At 68.4% G+C, this 16,459-nt stretch carries 14 protein-coding genes and 5 pseudogenes; 11 read left to right on the top strand and 8 right to left on the bottom strand.

Features of this window, described 5'->3' with window-relative positions; translation table 11 throughout:
* The coding region (locus tag OR16_RS22695; protein WP_006160280.1) for a tripartite tricarboxylate transporter substrate-binding protein at positions 1 to 674 on the bottom strand (674 nt) is incomplete at its 3' end.
* 51 nt (positions 675 to 725) lie between these two features.
* A pseudogene (araD, locus tag OR16_RS22690) lies at positions 726 to 2,431 on the bottom strand (L-arabinonate dehydratase).
* 188 nt (positions 2,432 to 2,619) lie between these two features.
* On the opposite strand from araD, the pseudogene OR16_RS41660 reads away from it, so the two are divergent.
* From OR16_RS41660 to OR16_RS22670, 4 genes and pseudogenes are all read left to right on the top strand, one after another.
* Positions 2,620 to 3,495, top strand: a pseudogene (locus tag OR16_RS41660) (LacI family DNA-binding transcriptional regulator); the annotation flags it as partial.
* Between the two features lie 100 nt (positions 3,496 to 3,595).
* Entirely contained in the window at positions 3,596 to 4,537 is a 942-nt protein-coding gene (locus OR16_RS22680) for a 2-hydroxyacid dehydrogenase (protein ID WP_043420678.1), read from the top strand.
* Between the two features lie 99 nt (positions 4,538 to 4,636).
* Positions 4,637 to 4,831, top strand: coding sequence for a DUF1059 domain-containing protein (locus tag OR16_RS22675; RefSeq protein WP_006160277.1), 195 nt, complete (start codon positions 4,637 to 4,639; stop codon positions 4,829 to 4,831).
* Between the two features lie 152 nt (positions 4,832 to 4,983).
* Complete coding sequence (locus OR16_RS22670; RefSeq protein WP_006160276.1) at positions 4,984 to 5,532, top strand: nucleoside 2-deoxyribosyltransferase; 549 nt, start codon at positions 4,984 to 4,986, stop codon at positions 5,530 to 5,532.
* A 36-nt stretch (positions 5,533 to 5,568) separates the two neighbouring features.
* Here the strand turns inward: OR16_RS22670 and OR16_RS22665 are convergent, their stop codons facing one another.
* The 6 genes and pseudogenes from OR16_RS22665 to OR16_RS22640 all read right to left on the bottom strand — a co-directional run bounded on the left by OR16_RS22665 (position 5,569) and on the right by OR16_RS22640 (position 11,216).
* Positions 5,569 to 6,201: a PqiC family protein gene (locus OR16_RS22665; RefSeq protein WP_006160275.1), complete on the bottom strand. Its 633-nt coding sequence runs from the start codon at positions 6,199 to 6,201 to the stop codon at positions 5,569 to 5,571.
* Positions 6,201 to 7,834: pseudogene (locus OR16_RS22660) on the bottom strand (intermembrane transport protein PqiB). Before OR16_RS22660 ends, OR16_RS22665 begins: the two are co-directional and overlap by 1 nt.
* Complete coding sequence (locus tag OR16_RS22655) at positions 7,827 to 8,558, bottom strand: paraquat-inducible protein A (RefSeq protein ID WP_006160274.1); 732 nt, start codon at positions 8,556 to 8,558, stop codon at positions 7,827 to 7,829. The pseudogene OR16_RS22660 and the gene OR16_RS22655 overlap by 8 nt, the downstream one beginning before the upstream one ends.
* Positions 8,555 to 9,223, bottom strand: a complete 669-nt coding sequence (locus tag OR16_RS22650; protein WP_006160273.1) for a paraquat-inducible protein A — start codon at positions 9,221 to 9,223, stop codon at positions 8,555 to 8,557. Before OR16_RS22650 ends, OR16_RS22655 begins: the two co-directional genes overlap by 4 nt.
* Positions 9,220 to 10,344 carry an AI-2E family transporter gene (locus tag OR16_RS22645; RefSeq protein WP_006160272.1) on the bottom strand — a complete coding sequence of 375 codons (1,125 nt, stop codon included), beginning with the start codon at positions 10,342 to 10,344 and terminating at the stop codon, positions 9,220 to 9,222. The genes OR16_RS22650 and OR16_RS22645 overlap by 4 nt, the downstream gene beginning before the upstream one ends.
* The gene (locus OR16_RS22640; RefSeq protein WP_006160271.1) at positions 10,341 to 11,216 is read right to left on the bottom strand and encodes a LysR substrate-binding domain-containing protein; all 876 of its coding nucleotides are present in this window, start codon (positions 11,214 to 11,216) and stop codon (positions 10,341 to 10,343) included. Before OR16_RS22640 ends, OR16_RS22645 begins: the two co-directional genes overlap by 4 nt.
* A gap of 126 nt (positions 11,217 to 11,342) precedes the next feature.
* Here OR16_RS22640 and OR16_RS22635 point away from each other — a divergent pair, with 126 nt between their 5' ends.
* From OR16_RS22635 to OR16_RS22615, 7 genes and pseudogenes are all read left to right on the top strand, one after another.
* Positions 11,343 to 11,816 (top strand): (2Fe-2S)-binding protein, encoded by a 474-nt coding sequence (locus OR16_RS22635; protein WP_006160270.1) that lies wholly within the window; start codon positions 11,343 to 11,345, stop codon positions 11,814 to 11,816.
* Positions 11,813 to 12,385, top strand: a pseudogene (locus OR16_RS46235) (molybdopterin cofactor-binding domain-containing protein); the annotation flags it as partial. The gene OR16_RS22635 and the pseudogene OR16_RS46235, both read left to right, overlap by 4 nt.
* A 223-nt stretch (positions 12,386 to 12,608) precedes the next feature.
* Positions 12,609 to 13,892, top strand: a complete 1,284-nt coding sequence (locus OR16_RS41650) for a molybdopterin cofactor-binding domain-containing protein (RefSeq protein ID WP_050983070.1) — start codon at positions 12,609 to 12,611, stop codon at positions 13,890 to 13,892.
* Between the two features lie 84 nt (positions 13,893 to 13,976).
* Positions 13,977 to 14,156, top strand: a complete 180-nt coding sequence (locus OR16_RS22625) for a rubredoxin (protein ID WP_043420675.1) — start codon at positions 13,977 to 13,979, stop codon at positions 14,154 to 14,156.
* Between the two features lie 3 nt (positions 14,157 to 14,159).
* Positions 14,160 to 14,678, top strand: a pseudogene (locus tag OR16_RS46230) (FAD-dependent oxidoreductase); the annotation flags it as partial.
* An 89-nt stretch (positions 14,679 to 14,767) separates the two neighbouring features.
* Positions 14,768 to 15,292 (top strand): FAD-dependent oxidoreductase, encoded by a 525-nt coding sequence (locus OR16_RS47385; RefSeq protein WP_202801099.1) that lies wholly within the window; start codon positions 14,768 to 14,770, stop codon positions 15,290 to 15,292.
* Positions 15,293 to 15,359: 67 nt separating this feature from the next.
* Positions 15,360 to 16,376 (top strand): aromatic ring-hydroxylating oxygenase subunit alpha, encoded by a 1,017-nt coding sequence (locus OR16_RS22615; RefSeq protein ID WP_006160266.1) that lies wholly within the window; start codon positions 15,360 to 15,362, stop codon positions 16,374 to 16,376.
* Positions 16,377 to 16,459: the final 83 nt, after the last annotated feature.

Raw genomic sequence — 16,459 nt, 5'->3', positions numbered from 1 at the left:
GCCGGCGCGAAGATGGCTTGCCAGGATTCCAGCTCATAGCCGCTGACGCCGGCCTCGGCCATCGTCGGTACATTCGGCATGCTCTTGATGCGCTGGGCGGAAGTCACCGCCAGCGCCCGCAGCTTGCCCGAGTCGATATGCTGGGCCGCTACCACCGTGGTGTCGAACATCATCGGCACCTGCCCCGCCATCACGTCCTGGATCGCCGGACCGCTGCCCTTGTAGGGAATGTGCGTGATCTTGATGCCGGCCAGGCTCTTGAACAATTCGCCGGCCAGGTGCTGCGAGGTGCCGTTGCCCGCGGATGCGAAGGCGAGCGTATCCGGCTTGGCCTTGGCTTCGGTCACGATGTCCTTCACCGTCTTGAACGGGCTGCTGGCGCTGACCACCAGCACATTGGCATTGGTGCCGATCAGCGTGATGGGGGCGTAGTCGGAGCCGATATTGCCGCCGGCGCCGGGGCGGTTCTCCACCACCACGGTGGTGCCGAGCGCCTGGCCCAGGCGCTGGCCGATCAGCCGAGCCAGGGTATCGGTGGTGCCCCCGGGCGGGAACGGCACCACGTAGGTGATGGGCTTGCCGGGCCAGTTGGCCTGGGCGGATGCGCTCAGCGGGAGGGCGGCGGCAGCTACCGCCGTCGCGGCGGCCAGCAGCGCAAGGGCTTGGCGTTTCATGGGGTTGGGTCTCCTCGGGTCTGATTGGGATGGTGAAGCGATGGTCAAGCGTTAGTGGATCTCCGGCTCGCCGTCCTCCGGGGCATCGACAGGTTCCAGGAAGTCAAAGTCGCAGCCCTTGTCCGCCTGGCTGACATGGCGCAGGTAGAGCTTGCCGTAGCCGCGCTCGAACTTGGGCACGGGCGCGACCCAGGCTGCGCGGCGGCGCGCCATCTCTTCGGCGCCGATCAGCAGGTTGAGCTTGCGGGCAGGCACGTCCAGCTCGATCAGGTCGCCGTCGCGCACAAAGGCGAGCGGGCCGCCCACATACGATTCCGGCGCCACGTGCAGCACGCATGCACCGTAGCTGGTGCCGCTCATGCGCGCATCCGAGATGCGCACCATGTCGCGCACGCCTTGCTTGAGCAGCTTTTGCGGGATTGGCAACTGGCCCCATTCCGGCATGCCGGGCGCGCCTTGCGGGCCGGCGTTCTGCAACACGATCACGCAGCTGGCATCGATGTCCAGCCCCGGGTCGTCGATGCGCGCCGCCATGTCGTTGTAGTCGCGGAACACCACGGCGCGGCCGGTATGGCGCAACAGGTCCTGCTGCGCGGCGGGGGCTTGATCACCGCGCCGTCCGGGGCGAGGTTGCCGCGCAGCACGGCCAGGCCGTCGCGTGCCACCAGCGGCTTGTCGCGCGGGCGGATCACGTCGTCGTTGAAGACACGGGCGCCTGCCAGGTTCTCGCCCAGCGTACGGCCATCGACGGTGAGCGTGCTGGTATCGAGCAGGTCGCCCATCTGCGCGAGCATCGCGCGCAGGCCACCGGCGTAGTAGAAGTCTTCCATCAGGTACTGGCCCGACGGACGGATATTGGCCAGCACCGGCGTGCTGCGCGCCAGTTCGTCGTAGCGGTCCAGCGAAAGCGCATGGCCGGCGCGGCGCGCCAGCGCGATCAGGTGGACGATGGCGTTGGTGGAGCCGGACAGCGCCAGCGCGGTGCGCACGCCGTTGTCGATGGCGGCGGGCGTGACGATCTCCGAGGGCTTCAGGTCCTGCCACACCATCTCGACGATGCGCCGGCCCGACAGCGAGGCCATCTGCGCATGCCGCGAATCCGGCGCGGGAATCGACGAGGCGCCGGACAGGCACATGCCGATGGCCTCCACCACGGCCGTCATGGTCGATGCCGTGCCCATCGTCATGCAGTGCCCTGGCGAGCGCGCGATGCCGTCTTCGATGCCCTGCCAGTCCTGCTCGGTGATGTTGCCAGCGCGCAGCTCGGCCCAATATTTCCACGTATCCGAGCCGGAGCCCAGCGTAACGCCATTCCAGTTGCCGCGCAGCATCGGCCCGGCCGGCACGAAGAGCGTGGGCAGGTCCATCGCCAGCGCGCCCATCAGCAGGGCGGGCGTGGTCTTGTCGCAGCCGCCCAGCAGCACGCAGCCATCGGCGGGATAGGAGCGCAGCAGTTCCTCCGTCTCCATCGCCAGCAGATTGCGGTAGAGCATGGTGGTGGGCTTCTGGAACGGCTCGGACAGGCTCATCGCCGGCATTTCCACCGGGAAGCCGCCCGCTTGCCAGATGCCACGCTTGACCTCTTCGGCGCGCTGGCGAAAGTGGCTGTGGCAGGGGTTGATGTCGCTCCAGGTATTGATGATGGCGATCACCGGCTTGCCGGCGTAGTCGGCGCGGCTGTAGCCCATCTGCGCGGTGCGCGAGCGATGGCCGAAGGCGCGCAGGTCGTTGGCGCCGTACCAGCGATGGCTGCGCAGTGCCTCGGGCTGCTTGCGGGGATGATAGCGCTGTCATTTGGCGCCCACAACGCGTGCGTGCTCGGGGTTAACCCGTCGCGCGCGCCCGCATCGCAGCCCGCGGCGCGGCGCGGGCGCTATCATGGCGGCCGTGCCGACCCTGCGCTCAGCCGGTTTCCTTCGTTTCCATCGCTTCCTTCATCACATTCATGGCCTCATCCCGCAAGCCGACCGCTCCTCGCACCGCGCCCGCGCCAGCCCCCGCCGGCCGCGCCACCGGCAGCGTCACGCTGGCTGACGTGGCCAAGATCGCGGGCGTCTCGCCGATCACCGTGTCGCGCGTGGTCAACCAGCCCGGGCTGGTTTCGGCGGGCACCGTGGCGCGCGTGCAGGAGGCCATCCAGCGCACCGGCTATGTGCCCAACCTGCTGGCCGGCGGCCTGGCCTCGCGGCGCAGCCGGCTGATCGCGGCCATCGTGCCGACCATCGCCAACTCGATCTTCGCCGACACCATCCAGGCACTGACGGATCGCTTCTCGCAAGCGGGCTACCAGATGATGCTGGGCTTGTCCGGCTATGCCGCCACGCGCGAACAGGACCTGCTGGCCGCCATCCTTTCGCGCCGCCCCGACGGCATCGTGCTGACCGGCATCGCGCACACCGCCGACACGCGCCGGCGCCTGCTGGCCGCGCGCGTGCCGGTGGTGGAAACCTGGGACATCACGCCCACGCCAATCGATATGCTCGTGGGTTTTTCGCACGAGAAGGTGGGCCAGACGGTGGCTGAGTTCCTGCATGCGCGCGGTTATCGCAAGCCGGCCATCCTGTCGGCCAGCGACCAGCGCGCCGAGTCGCGCCGGCTCGGCTTTCTCGACGCCTTCGGCCGCCACGGCATCACGGAAGTGCCGAGCAGCATCGTGCCAGCGCCTTCCAGCCTGGGGCTCGGCCGTGAAGGGCTGGCGCGGCTGCTCGACGGCGGCGCGCGGCCGGACGTGGTGTTCTGCAGCTCGGACACGCTGGCGCAGGGCGCGCTGTCGGAGGCCCGCGCGCGCGGGCTGAAGGTGCCGGAGCAACTCGCGGTGATGGGCTTCGGCGATGGGCTTGGGTGCGGCCCTGCGGCGCGGTGCCGGACGCGCTATGATTGCGCTACCATCCAACGCTTTATTCTTTCCTCGCCTCGCATCCATGTCCCAAGCCACGCTTATCCAGATCGGCCCGCTCGCGCCGCAGATCAATTCCCGCCTGCGCGAGCAGTACCAGGCCGTTCCGCTTTGGGAGCAGGCCGAGCCGCTGGCGTGGCTGCGCGAGCACGCGCAGCAGGCGCGCGTGGCGGTCACATCCGCCCGTCACGGCATCACCGCCGAGGCCATCGCGGCCATGCCGAAGCTCACAGCCATCGTGAGCTTCGGCGTGGGCTATGACGCGATTGCGCTGGACGCGGCCCGCGCGCGCGGCATCCAGGTCAGCAACACGCCCGACGTGCTCAACGACTGTGTGGCCGACCTCGCCTTTGGCCTGCTGCTCGATGCCGCCCGCGGCATCGCCCATGGCGACCGCTTCGTGCGCGCCGGCAAGTGGGGCAAGGACAACTTCCCGCTGACCACCCGCGTCTCCGGCAAGAAGCTCGGCATCCTGGGCCTGGGCCGCATCGGCGAGAAAGTGGCGCAGCGCGCCACCGGCTTCGGCATGGACATCGCGTACCACAACCGCCGGGTGCGCGACGGCGCGCCGTGGCGCCACGAGCCTGACCTGAAGGCGCTGGCCGGCTGGGCGGATTTCCTGGCCGTGACCTGTGTGGGCGGCCCCGAGACCGAAGGGCTGGTGTCGGCCGAAATCATCGAGGCGCTGGGCCCCAAGGGCATCCTGGTCAATGTGTCGCGCGGCAGCGTGGTGGACGAAGACGCACTGGTGGCGGCCTTGCGCGATGGCCGCCTGGGCGGCGCCGGGCTGGACGTGTTCCGCGCCGAGCCGGAAGTGCCCGAGGCGCTGTTCGCGCTGGACAACGCGGTATTGGCCCCGCACGTAGCCAGCGGCACGCATGAAACCCGCGCGGCCATGGCCGCGCTGGTATTCGACAACCTCGATGCGTTCCTTGGCACCGGCAAGGTGATCACGCCGGTACTCTGACGCGCTGGCAGGTCCCCGCGCACGGCGCCGGTCCTATACTGGATCAGGCGCCCGCCGCCCCGGCGGCGCCATCTCACCCTCACGCTTCAGGAGGCCATGATGGGACGCAAATATATCGATTGCCGCGAGTTTCCGAGCGAGTCGAAGTGCACGGTGGCATTGAGCGCCGACACCGAAGACGAACTGCTCGAAGTCGCGGTCCAGCATGCCGTGCAGGTGCACCAGCACCAGGATGGCCCCGAACTGCGGCAGATGCTCAAGGGAGCATTCAAGGATGGCTCGCCGCCCGCGTGAGCACGGGTAGGCAGGAACGCAGGCCGCCGCCTGGCGAGGGCGGTGACCCGCGGTTCAGGCGGGCGCTGGGTTTGAGGTGCAAGCTGTAGCCATAACTTCAAACACATGGGCTATCCTCACCAGCGTCAACGTCCGCCACCCAGCCACGCTCAATGAAAACCATCTACCTCGCCGGCTTCGACGTATTCCGCAAAGACGCCATCGCCTACGGCGAGGCCCTCAAGGCCCGCTGCGCCCATTACGGCTTCCTCGGCCTCTATCCCCTGGACAAAGCCGCTCCGGCCGGGCTTTGTGGCCCCGACACCGCGCGCTGGATCTACGAAGCGAACCTCAACCTGCTGCGCCGCGCCGACATGGTGATGGCCAACCTTGACGATTTCCGCGGGCCGGGCGAGCCGGACTCGGGCACGGCATTCGAGGTGGGATTCGCGATTGCGCTGCAAAAGCCGGTATGGGGCTACAGCAGCGACAGCGGCACGTTGCTGGAGCGCGTGGCGGTTGCCACCGACGGAACCCACGGCAAGGGCGAGCGGCTCGATGCGCGCGGCTTCGTGGTGGAGGATTTCGGCCTGGGCAAGAACCTGATGCTGGCCTGCTCGGCCAAGCTGGTGGCGGGAGGTGCCGAGGCATGCCTGGCGGCCATGGCCGAGTCGGAGCGGCGGCGCAGTTGCCGGGGCGCGTCGGCGCCGGCGGAGGATTGATTGCGGGGCGGGCGGGACCTGCGTCCCGCCGCGCCGCTACTTCGCCGCGTCCCGGCGCAGTGATTCCACGCTGGCCGCGATGTCGTCGGCGGTGCTTGCCACGATCTGCCGGTAAGCCGCCACGACACCGTCCACCGCGCCCGGCGCGGGCAGCTCGGCCTGCGTGCGGCCGGCCTTGACCTTGCCGTCGGGCAGCCGGCGCACGGTCCAGTTGATGACGGCGCCGGCGCGCTGGCCCACGTCCGCGTCCAGCCGCACCACTTCGGTGGTGATGCGGAACACGGGCGCCGCTTCCGACAAGCCTTGCTGGTAGGTATCGATCGCGCCTAGCCTGGCCTGCAGTTGCTGGGACAGCGCGTCGCGCAGCTCATCCGGCAGCGGCGCGGACCAGCGCGACAGGTCCAGCAGCTTGAGTTCGTTGCCATCCTTGCCATCACGCACCACCAGCTGCGGCCGGTTGAGGCGTTCAGGCACGCGCACCGGCGCAACCTCGATCCACAGCGGTTGCGCCTGCGCGGCGGATTGTCCTTCGGCGCCGGTGGCGGCAGCGGGGCCCTGGGCCAGCGTGTAATAGCGCGGATCGGGCGAGGCGCAGCCCGCCAGTAGCGCGGCGGCGAGGGAGAGCGGCAGCAACAGGCGGTGGCGGGTCATCGCTATGCGGGTCATCATCATTTCTCCGGCTTGCCGCGCACCAGCGCTTCGGGGTGGCGTTCCAGGTATTCGGTCAGCGTGCGCAGCGACACCGCGGTGCGCGTGAGCTCCTGCATCATGCGGCGCGTGTCTTGCTGCAGCGGCGCATCCGAGGAGAGCGTGCCGTTGGCCGCACCCAAGGTCTTGCGCGCGTCCTGCAGCGCGGCCAGCACCTGGGGCGCCACGTCGCCGTTGAGCTGGGCGACCAGCTTGTCGGCGCTGGTCATCATGGTGTTGAGCGTGGCCATCGAAGTGCGCAGGTCCTGGCCGATCTGGTCGAACGGCACCTTGCCGATCTTGTTGACGATATCGCCCAGCTTGGCCTGCAGCTCGTCGAACGCGCCCGGCGTGGTGGCCAGTTCAGGCATGGCGCCATCCGTGTTGACGCTGGCCGGCGGCGCCTTGGGGAAGAAATCCAGCGCCACATAGAGCTGGCCGGTCAGCAGGTTGCCGGTGCGCAACTGCGCGCGCATGCCGCGCTTGATCAGCGTCTGGACGATATCGCGGGCACGATTGACGTCCTCCACGTCGCGCGCCCGGAAGCCCATGCGCGAGGGGTACAGTTCCACCACCACGGGCAGGCGGAAGGCCTTCTTCTCGCTCAGGTATTCGATGCCGATCGAGCGCACCTGACCCACGATCACGCCGCGGAAATCCACCGGCGCGCCGGGCGAGAGCCCGCGCACCGACTGGTCGAAGTTCAGCACGGCGAGCGAAGGCGCGAGTTCTTCCGGCTCCTTCATCGCCTCGGTCTGGTCGCTGGCCAGCAGGAACTGGGTGTTCTCGTTGGCGGCATCCGTTGCCTTGGAGTCATCCGGGGCCTGGAAGGCCACGCCGCCGAGCAGCACCGTCACCAGCGATTGCGTGTTGAGCTTGAAGCCGCCGGCATCGAGCTTGATGTCGACGCCGCTGGCGTGCCAGAAACGCGAGTCGGCCGTCACCAGCTTGTCGTAGGGCTTGTTGATGAACACGCGCAGCGACAGGTCGCGCCCGTTGGGCTCCAGCTGGTAAGCCACCACCTGGCCGACCTGCACGCGGCGGTAGTAGACCGGCGAGCCGATATCGAGCGAGCCGAGATCGGCGGCGCGCAGCACGAACTGCTTGCCGGAGGCATCGGTGGTGACGGCGGGCGGCACTTCCAGCCCGGTGAAGTCGCGCACGCGCTCATCCGACTTGCCGGCGTCAACGCCGATATAGGCGCCTGACAGCAGCGTGCTCAGCCCCGAGATGCCGCTGGTGGCAAAAAGCGCGGGCGCACCACCCAGAAGCGCGTGTCCTTGGTGGCGAAGCTGGCCGCGTCCTGGGTCAGGTCGATCTTGGCAATCACGTGCGAGTGGTCGCCGGCCAGCCGCACGGACTTGACCAGGCCGATGTCCACGTCCTTGTAGCGTACCGGCGTCTTGCCCGGGACCAGGCCCTCGGCGGTGCGGAACCTGACCGTGATCTCGGGGCCGCGCTCGGTGAGCGTGTGGATCAGCAGCGACAGGCCAACCACGGCCGCCACGATCGGGATCAGCCAGACCAGCGAGGGCAGCCAGCGCGCTCGGTGGCGGCGCTCGGGCGCCGGTGGCGGCGAGGAAGGAGAGGGCGGGGAATGGTCTAGGTCAGGCATCGTTTGCATCCATCGAATCCCACAGCAGGCGCGGGTCGAAACTGAGTGAAGCCAGCATGGTGAGCACCACCACGGAGCCGAACGCCATGGCGCCGGCACCCGGGATGATGGTGGCGAGTGCCCCGGCCCGCACCAGCGAAGCCAGCAGCGCCACCACGAAAATATCCAGCATCGACCAGCGGCCGATGAGTTCCACCAGCCCATACAGCTTGGTCTGCTGGCGAATCCGCCAGCGCGAGCGGAAGTGCACGGACAGCAGCAGCAGCGTGAGGATCATCATCTTCAGCAGCGGCACCACGATGCTGGCGATCAGCACCACGATGGCCAGCAGGTCGGAGCCGGACAGCCACAGGTAGACCACGCCGGAGAAGATGGTGTCGCGCTGCGTGCCCAGGATGGACTGCGTCACCATCACCGGCAGCAGGTTGGCGGGAATATAGAGGATGAGGGCGGACAGCAGGAACGCCCAGGTGCGGGTGAGGCTGTTCGGCTTGCGGCGATGCAGCGTGGCGCCGCAGCGCGGGCAGGGCTGGCCTTCCATCGTGCGCGGGCTGAGCGTATCGCAGGCGTGGCAGGACACCAGGCCCATCGAGGTGGCGGTGGGCACCTGTGGCAGCGGCTTGGTTTCGTCGTCGGTCAGTCCCGCCACCACATCGGCGGCCAGGCGCCGCGAGCGCGCCAGCGCGGCGGCGCCCGCCCGGGGCTTGGGGGTAGGGGCGCTCATCGGGGCGGCTCCTCGTCCAGGTGCTGCCAGAGATCGCGCGGATTGAACGACAGCATCGCGGCCAGCACGATCACCAGCGCGGCGAACGACCACAGCGCCACGCCCGGCAGTACCTGCGCCATGGTCGAGAGCTTGACCAGCGTGACCAGCACGCCAATCATGAAGACTTCGATCATGCCCCACGGCCGCGTTTGCTGGATGCCGCGCACGATGCGCTCGAAGCCCGGCGGCATCCGGTGGCGCGCCATCGGCACCAGCAGGTAAAGCATCATCAGCATCTCGGACAGGGGAAACAGGATGGTGGTGGCGAACACCAGCACGGCCACCAGCGTCATGTTGTCCGCGTAGAGCGCCTGCACCGCGCCCCAAAGCGTGGTTTCGGTGCGCACGCCCTTGAGATCCATCTCGACGATGGGATAGGCGTTGGACACCATGAACAGGATCAGTGCGGCAATGACCAACGGCAGCAGCCGGGCATAGGCCCGCGAGCTATCGCGGTAGAGCTGGCCGCCGCAGCGCAGGCACAGCGCGCGCTCGCCCTGCGCCAGCTCGGCGCGCTGGTAGATCGCATCGCAATACTCGCAGGCCACCAGCCCGGCCAGCCCAGCCTGGGCGGGCACGGGCGGTGCCACCGGCTGCGGTTCGTGATGGCTCGGTTCGCTCATGCCTTGCCGGAACCCGCCACGTCTTCGGCGGTGGTGATGGGCTTGCCTTGCGCCAGCGCGGGCGGCGGGTCGGCCAGGTGCTGCGAGCCGATGGTCCAGTCGCGCAGCAGCGCGTAGGCCACCGCCAGCAGGGTCGGGCCGATAAAGACACCGAGAAAGCCGAAGGCCAGCGCGCCGCCGAACACGCCCAGCATCACCCAGATCAGCGGCATGTCGGTGCCCTTGCTGATGAGGAGCGGCTTGATGACGTTGTCGGCCATGCTGACCACGCCCACGCCCCACACCACCATGAAGATGGCCCAGCCGAGCGAGCCTGTGTGGTAGAGCCAGAGCGCGGCGGGAATCCACACCAGCGGCGGGCCGACCGGAATCACCGACAGGAAGAAGGTGACGAAGCCGAGGATGGCGGCGCCGGGCACGCCAGCGATCCAGAAACCGATGCCGGCCAGCAAGGCCTGCACGAAGGCCGTGCCCAGCACGCCGTAGACCACGCCCTTGACGGTATTGCCGGCCAGCGCCAGCAGGTGGTCGGCGCGCTCGCCGGCAATGCGGCGCATGCCCGCACGCAGCCACGCCACCGCGAACTCGCCGCCGGTATAGAAGAAGAACGCCAGCACGATCGACAGCGCCAGCTGGCCCAGCCCGGCGCCGATCGAGAGCCCGGCGCCCAGCACCACATGGCCCACGGGCGCGATCAGCTTGCGCAGGCTGGCGACCATCTCCGAGTCGGCATGGATCACCTTGTCCCAGGAGCTTTGCAGGTAGCCGCCCACGTAGGGCAGGCCGGTCAGCCACGCGGGCAGCGCGGGCGCGCCGTGATCGAAGAACTGGTCGACCAGGCCGGACAGCTCGTCGATGTGCGCGGAGATGCTGGCGCCGGCATAGACAAAGGGGCCCAGCACGATGATCGCGGCCAGCAGCACGCAGATCAACGCCGCCAGGCTGCGCCGGTCGCCCATCCAGCGCGACAACACCGTATAGGGGTACCACGAGCTGAAGGCGAGGATGGCGCCCCACAACAACGCCGTGGTGAAAGGCGCGAGCACCAGCAGCGAGCCGCCGATCAGCACGATCAGTGCAAAGATGGCAGCGAGTTTTTCAATCAGTTGGCCGGAATTCATCGGGTGCATCTCCTGGACCGCCGATGTGACGTGAACGGCGACAATATATAGGAAAACCCGTAGCCCGCCGAAGGCGGGCCGCATCTGGAGCCCGGCTCGTCCAGCGTGACGAAGGCCACGTCCTCCCGCGGCGCGCCCGAAAGCGAGCGCGGCAGCGCGCTCACCCCCACGCCGGCGCCCACCAGGCTCAGCACCGTTTGCGGATCCACCGACTCGTGCAGCACGCGCGGGTGGAAGCCATTGCGCACGCAGGCGGCCAGCAAGCTGCGGATCACCGGACTTTGCGTATTCAGCAGCACAAATGGCTCCGCCGCCAGCGCCTTCAGCTGGATCCGGCCGCTGGCCGCCAAGGGATGGCCGGCCGGTAGCGCAGCCATCAGCGGCTGCGGATAGACCCGGATCGAGCGCAGTTCCTCCCGCCCGGTGGCGCTGGAGGCAAAGCCCACGTCGATCTGGCCACGCACCAGCGCCTCGCCCTGCTGGTCGGGCAGCATCTCGTGCAGGGTCCACTCCACCGCCGGGTTGCGCTCCTGGAATAGCCGCATGGTGCGTGGCAGGGGGCCATACATCACGGAGTTGATGATGCCGATGCGCAGGTAGCCCTCCAGCCCGTCGGCCACGCGCAGCACCATGTTCCGGGTCGAGTCCAGGTCGGCCACGATGTCGCGCGCCCGGGTCAGCAGCGCCTCGCCCGCCCGGGTCAGGCGCGCGCCAAGGCGGCCACGCTCGAACAGGATGACTCCGAGGGACGCCTCCAGCGACTTGATCTGCTGGCTCAGCGGTGGCTGGGAAATATGCAGGCGCTCGGCGGCACGGCTGAAATTGCCTTCTTCGGCAACGGCGATGAAATAGCGGAGTTGGCGGATATCCATATGATTTTCGTATGGAAAAGATTCTCAAATCATATTTCACATATGGATTTGGCGCAGCTAGTCTTTGCCTCAAGACGGCCCGCCGGGCCCCCAGGACACCCACAGACGGCGGAGCAAGGAGAACAAATGACCCCCATCAAAGTCAACGGCGCCTTGCGCGCCGTGCAAGCCCCCGGCGATACGCCCCTGTTGTGGGTGCTGCGCGACGAGCTCGATCTCACCGGCACCAAGTACGGCTGCGGCATGGGCTTGTGCGGCGCCTGCACGGTACATGTGGAGGGCGCCCCGGTGCGGGCCTGCCAGACGCCGGTATCCGCCGTGGCCGGCAAGCGGGTCACCACCATCGAAGGCCTGGGCCAGCCCGATGCGCTGCACGCGGTGCAGAAAGCCTGGCAAGCCGAGGACGTGCCGCAATGCGGCTACTGCCAGTCGGGCCAGCTGATGTCGGCCGCCGCGCTGCTGGCCGGCAAGCGCAACCCCACAGACAGCGATATCGACACCGCCATGGCCGGCAACATCTGCCGCTGCGGCACCTACGACCGCATCCGCCGCGCCATCCATCGCGCGGCCGCCGAACTGCGCGGAGGCCAGGCAGCATGACGCGCGAGCTCAACCTCATCGATGCCATCGGGCGCCGCCGCTTCCTGCAAGCCGGCGCCGCGCTCGCCGGCGGCTTGCTGCTGGAGATCGGCAGCGGCGGGCAGCTTATCCGCAACGCAGCCGCCGCGCCCATCACCGACAGCGCGGCCGGCAACTTCGCCCCCAATGCCTGGGTGCGCATCACCCCCGACAACCGCGTGCTGCTGGTGGTCCACAAGTACGACAGCGGCACCGGCGTGAAGAACGCGCTCGGCTTGATGCTGGCCGAGGAACTGGATGCCGATTGGGCCACCGTGCAGGTGATCCAGCCGGACGATCCCCTCGCCAAGGCCTACCTGCATCCGCTGTGGGGCATGCACGCGACCGGCGGCAGCACCAGCGTGCCGCTGGAGTGGAACACGCTGCGCCGCGCAGGCGCCACCGCACGCGCCATGCTGGTCGCGCAAGCGGCGCGGCACTGGGCGGTCGAGCCGGCGGCCTGCAGGACGGCCGCTGGCGCCGTGATCCACGTGGCCAGCGGACAGCGCCTCAGCTACGGCGAGCTGGCCGAAGGCGCGGCACGCCTGCCGGTGCCGGCCGAGGTCACACTCAAGCGGCCAGACGAGTTCGTGCTGATCGGCAAGGAGCGCAGCAGCTACCGCGTGGCCGACAAGCTCACAGGCCGCGCGCGCTACGCCAGCTGCGCGCCCCATCAACGGCGCCAGCCAGCCCGGCGTGGCCATCGTGGCCGACCATTTCTGGGCTGCGCAGCGGGCGCGCCAGGCGCTCAAGGTGGAGTGGGGCGACAGCGCGATGAAGGACTTCAGCGCCCAGGCCGCCATCCATGCCATGGCCGCGCGCGTGGACGAGCCGGGCAAGAAGTCCAAGGTCAAGGGCGATGCCGGCGCCGCCTTCCAGGATGCCGCCAAGGTGGTGGAGGCGGTCTACACCATGCCCTACAAGGCGCACGCGCAGATGGAGCCGCTCAGCATCGTGGCGTGGGTCAGGCCGGACGCGGTGGAGTACTGGGGCGGCGTGCAGGTGCCCTCGCGCTGCGCGCAGGCGGCCGAGACCATTGCCGGCATCCCCCGCGACAAGGTGAAGATCCATCTCACTGAAGCCGGCGGCAGCTTCGGCGCCCGCGAAGGGCTGCATATCATCCTGGAGGCCACCTACATCGCCAAGCGCATGGGCCGCCCCATCAAGCTGCTCTATAGCCGCGAAGACGACATGCAGGCGTTCTACTACCAGAGCGCCAGCGTGCACAAGGCGCGCGCCGCGCTGGACGCGCACGGCAATGTGCAGGCCTTCAGCCTGCGCGCCGTGGTGCCGTCGATCAAGGAGCCCGACGACCCCGGCTTCCTGGCCAAGGTGCCGGTGGACCCGAGCTGCACGGAAGGCATGCGCGACGATTTCTACTATCAGGTACCCGCGCTCGACCTGGCCTGGGTGCGCCACGAGCCGGGCTTGCCGGTGTGGTGGTGGCGCGCGGTGAGCTACGTGCCGAACATTTTCGCCATCGAGAGCCTGATCGACGAAGCCGCGCATGCCGGCGGGCAGGACCCGGTGGCGCTGCGCAGGAAGCTGCTGCAAGGCAAGCCCGAGCACATTGCGGTGCTCGATCGTGCCGCCACGCTCTCGGGTTGGAGGAGCCATCAGCGCGGCCACGGCCGCGGCCTCGGCGTGGCGACCTACGAGGGCTACAAGAGCTATATCGCCGTCGTGGCCGACGTCAGCGTCAAGGACAACGCAATCACCGTGCACAAGATCACCTGCGTGGTCGACTGCGGCCTCGCCGTCGATCCCAGCTCGGTGCGCCAGCAACTGGCCGGCGGCATCTACTGGGGCGTGTCCACCGCGCTGATGAACGCGGTGCATATCGAGAACGGCGGCGTGAAGCAAAGCAACTTCCACGACTACCCGGTGGTGCGCATGAGCGACGCGCCAGCGCTGGACATCGTGGTGATGCCACCCTCGGGCAGGCAGCCTGGCGGCGTTGGCGAATTGTCCAATCCACCGGTGGTGCCGGCGATCGGCAACGCCATCTTTGCGGCCACCGGCAAGCGCTTGCGCGCCACGCCCTTTGCGCTGGCGTAGGCCGGCCATCCGACCGGACAGCACACACGTAACAACCCGAACCCGACGAGAGGCTTCGCAATGACAACAACCACGATAGCGACGATGGCTACGATAGCGACGAAATGGCAATGCATGGTGTGCGGCTTTGAATACGACGAAGCGCTCGGCATGCCCGAACACGGGTTTCCCGCCGGCACGCGCTGGGAAGAAATTCCCGATGAATGGCTGTGCCCGGACTGCGGCGTGAGCAAGGCCGAGTTCGAGATGGAAGTGGTGGCCTGAGCCATGGCGAACGATGCGAACGATGCGAACGACGGGAACGACGCCATCACTGTTGAAACGCGGCCAGCGCTGCCGCTGGTCATCCTCGGCACCGGCCTGGCCGGCTACACGCTGGCGCGCGAGTTCCGCAAGCTCGACAGCGCGACGCCGCTGGTCATGGTCACGCGCGACGGCGGCGAGTCGTACTCCAAGCCGATGCTGTCCAATGCGCTGGCCGGCAACAAGGCGCCCGCCGCACTGGCTATCGCCAGCGCCCAGAAGATGGCCGCGCAGCTCAACGCACGCGTGATGACGCATGCCGATGCATCGGCCATCGATACGGCCGCCGGCACCGTGCTGGTCGACGGGCAAGCGCTGCGCTACGGCCAACTGGTACTGGCGCTGGGTGCGCAAGCGCGTGCACCGGGCTTGCAAGGCAATGGCGCCGATGCCGTGCAGACCGTCAACGACCTGGCCGACTACACGCGCTTCCATGCGTCGCTGCAAGGCAAGCGGCGCGTGGCCATCCTCGGCGCCGGCCTGATCGGCTGCGAGTTCGCCAACGACCTGCACGCGGGCGGCTTCGGCGTCGAGCTGGTCGATCCCGCCATCGCCGCGGCGGCGCGCTCGCGGTGCAGCTCGCCAGCGGCGCGCAGATCGCCGCCGACGTGGTGCTGTCCGCCACCGGGTTGCTGCCGCGCGTGGCGCTGGCGCAAGCCGCCGGCATTGCCACCGCGCGCGGCATCGTGGTGGACCGCCTGCTGCGCACCAGCGCGGCCTCGGTCTACGCGCTGGGCGATTGCGCGGAGGTCGATGGTCTGGTGTTGCCTTACGTGATGCCGCTGATGCAGGCCGCGCGCGCGCTGGCCCGCACGCTGGCCGGCGCGCCTACGCCGCTGCGCTATCCGGCCATGCCGGTGGTGGTGAAGACGCCCGTATTGCCCGCGGTGGTGTCGCCGGCGCTGGCCGGCGCCGGCAGCTGGGAGATCGAGTCCCAGGCGGCGGCCGAGGAGGCCGGCGCGGGCCTGCGCGCGTTGTTCCGCGATACGCAGGGCGGCCTGACCGGATTCGCGCTGCTGGGCAAGGCCGTGGCGGAGAAGGGCGCGCTTGCCAAACAGATTTGCGACTGGCTGCCGGCGCCCGCCGCGCCCGCCTGAAAGACCCACAACACGAGCTGCACTCCCGCACAACCCACACTCGACAATACGAGAGGAGACATTGCCAATGCTTGTCACTCAACAACCGGTCCTGCGGCGCTTCTGGTACGCGGTCATCCCTGAATCCATGCTCGACAACGGCCCGCAGCCGTTCACGCTGCTGGGCGAGGACATCGTCATCTGGCGCGGCGCCGATGGCACCCCCGCGGCCGTGCGCGACCGCTGCTGCCACCGTACCGCCAAGCTCTCCAAGGGCTATGTCGATTCGGACGGTCTGCTGTGCTGCGGTTATCACGGCTGGTCCTATGACTGCAGCGGCAAGTGCGTGCGCATTCCGCAGATGCCGCAGGGCATGATCCCCGCCAACGCACGCGTGGCGAACTACCACTGCAAGCTGCGCTACGGCTACGTGTGGGTGGCGCTGGAAGACCCGCTCACCGATATCCCGGACCTCCCCGAGGGCAGCGATCCTTCGTTGCGCCGCATCCCGCAGTTCTATGAGCGTTGGCAATGCAGCGGCCTGCGCTTCATGGAGAATTCGTTCGACAACGCGCACTTCAGCTTCGTGCACAAGAACACCTTCGGCAAGTTCACCAGCCCCAGGCCGGCAGACATCGAGATCATCGAGAACGAGTGGGGCTTCGAGTCGCGCCGCTCGGTGCCGATCATGAACCCGCCGGACAGCTGGCTGCTCACCGGCAGCAAGGAGCCGGAGACCATCCGCCACCTGCATGACAACTGGTACATGCCGTTCTCGCGCCGCTTCGGCTGCACCTATCCCAATGGCCTGGTGCATACCATCGTCAACTGCGCCACGCCCATCGACGACAAAAGCACGATGATGGTCCAGTGGCTGTACCGCAACGATACCGAGCAGCAGGCGCCGGCCGAGGAACTGGTCAAGTTCGATCATGCGGTCACGCGCGAGGACAAGGAGATCCTGGAAGCGACGGATTACGACGCGCCCATCGATACCACGCGGCGCATGGAGTTCCACATGCCGTCCGACAAGCCCGGGCTGGTGATGCGCAAGAAGCTGATGGCGCTGCTGCAGGCGCACGGCGAGAAGGAGGTGCACCTGTAACGCTGGCTTGATTTTGCCCCGGCGCCTGCTGGGCGCTAGCCAGGTGCCGGGGCTTTCTTATTCCCGTAGATGTCGCGTGAGCT

This window comes from Cupriavidus basilensis OR16 (assembly GCF_000243095.1).
Lineage (GTDB): Bacteria > Pseudomonadota > Gammaproteobacteria > Burkholderiales > Burkholderiaceae > Cupriavidus > Cupriavidus basilensis_D.
This window is presented reverse-complemented; position numbering and strand designations above follow the sequence as displayed.

Bases quoted from the DNA above. Each gene is read 5' to 3' on its own strand.
- OR16_RS22680 (WP_043420678.1), top strand. From the start codon at position 3,596: ATGTCCCAAGCCACGCTTATCCAGATCGGCCCGCTCGCGCCGCAGATC.
- OR16_RS22675 (WP_006160277.1), top strand. From the start codon at position 4,637: ATGGGACGCAAATATATCGATTGCCGCGAGTTTCCGAGCGAGTCGAAG.
- OR16_RS22670 (WP_006160276.1), top strand. From the start codon at position 4,984: ATGAAAACCATCTACCTCGCCGGCTTCGACGTATTCCGCAAAGACGCC.
- OR16_RS22665 (WP_006160275.1), bottom strand. From the start codon at position 6,201: ATGATGACCCGCATAGCGATGACCCGCCACCGCCTGTTGCTGCCGCTC.
- OR16_RS22655 (WP_006160274.1), bottom strand. From the start codon at position 8,558: ATGAGCGCCCCTACCCCCAAGCCCCGGGCGGGCGCCGCCGCGCTGGCG.
- OR16_RS22650 (WP_006160273.1), bottom strand. From the start codon at position 9,223: ATGAGCGAACCGAGCCATCACGAACCGCAGCCGGTGGCACCGCCCGTG.
- OR16_RS22645 (WP_006160272.1), bottom strand. From the start codon at position 10,344: ATGAATTCCGGCCAACTGATTGAAAAACTCGCTGCCATCTTTGCACTG.
- OR16_RS22640 (WP_006160271.1), bottom strand. From the start codon at position 11,216: ATGGATATCCGCCAACTCCGCTATTTCATCGCCGTTGCCGAAGAAGGC.
- OR16_RS22635 (WP_006160270.1), top strand. From the start codon at position 11,343: ATGACCCCCATCAAAGTCAACGGCGCCTTGCGCGCCGTGCAAGCCCCC.
- OR16_RS41650 (WP_050983070.1), top strand. From the start codon at position 12,609: ATGAAGGACTTCAGCGCCCAGGCCGCCATCCATGCCATGGCCGCGCGC.
- OR16_RS22625 (WP_043420675.1), top strand. From the start codon at position 13,977: ATGGCTACGATAGCGACGAAATGGCAATGCATGGTGTGCGGCTTTGAA.
- OR16_RS22615 (WP_006160266.1), top strand. From the start codon at position 15,360: ATGCTTGTCACTCAACAACCGGTCCTGCGGCGCTTCTGGTACGCGGTC.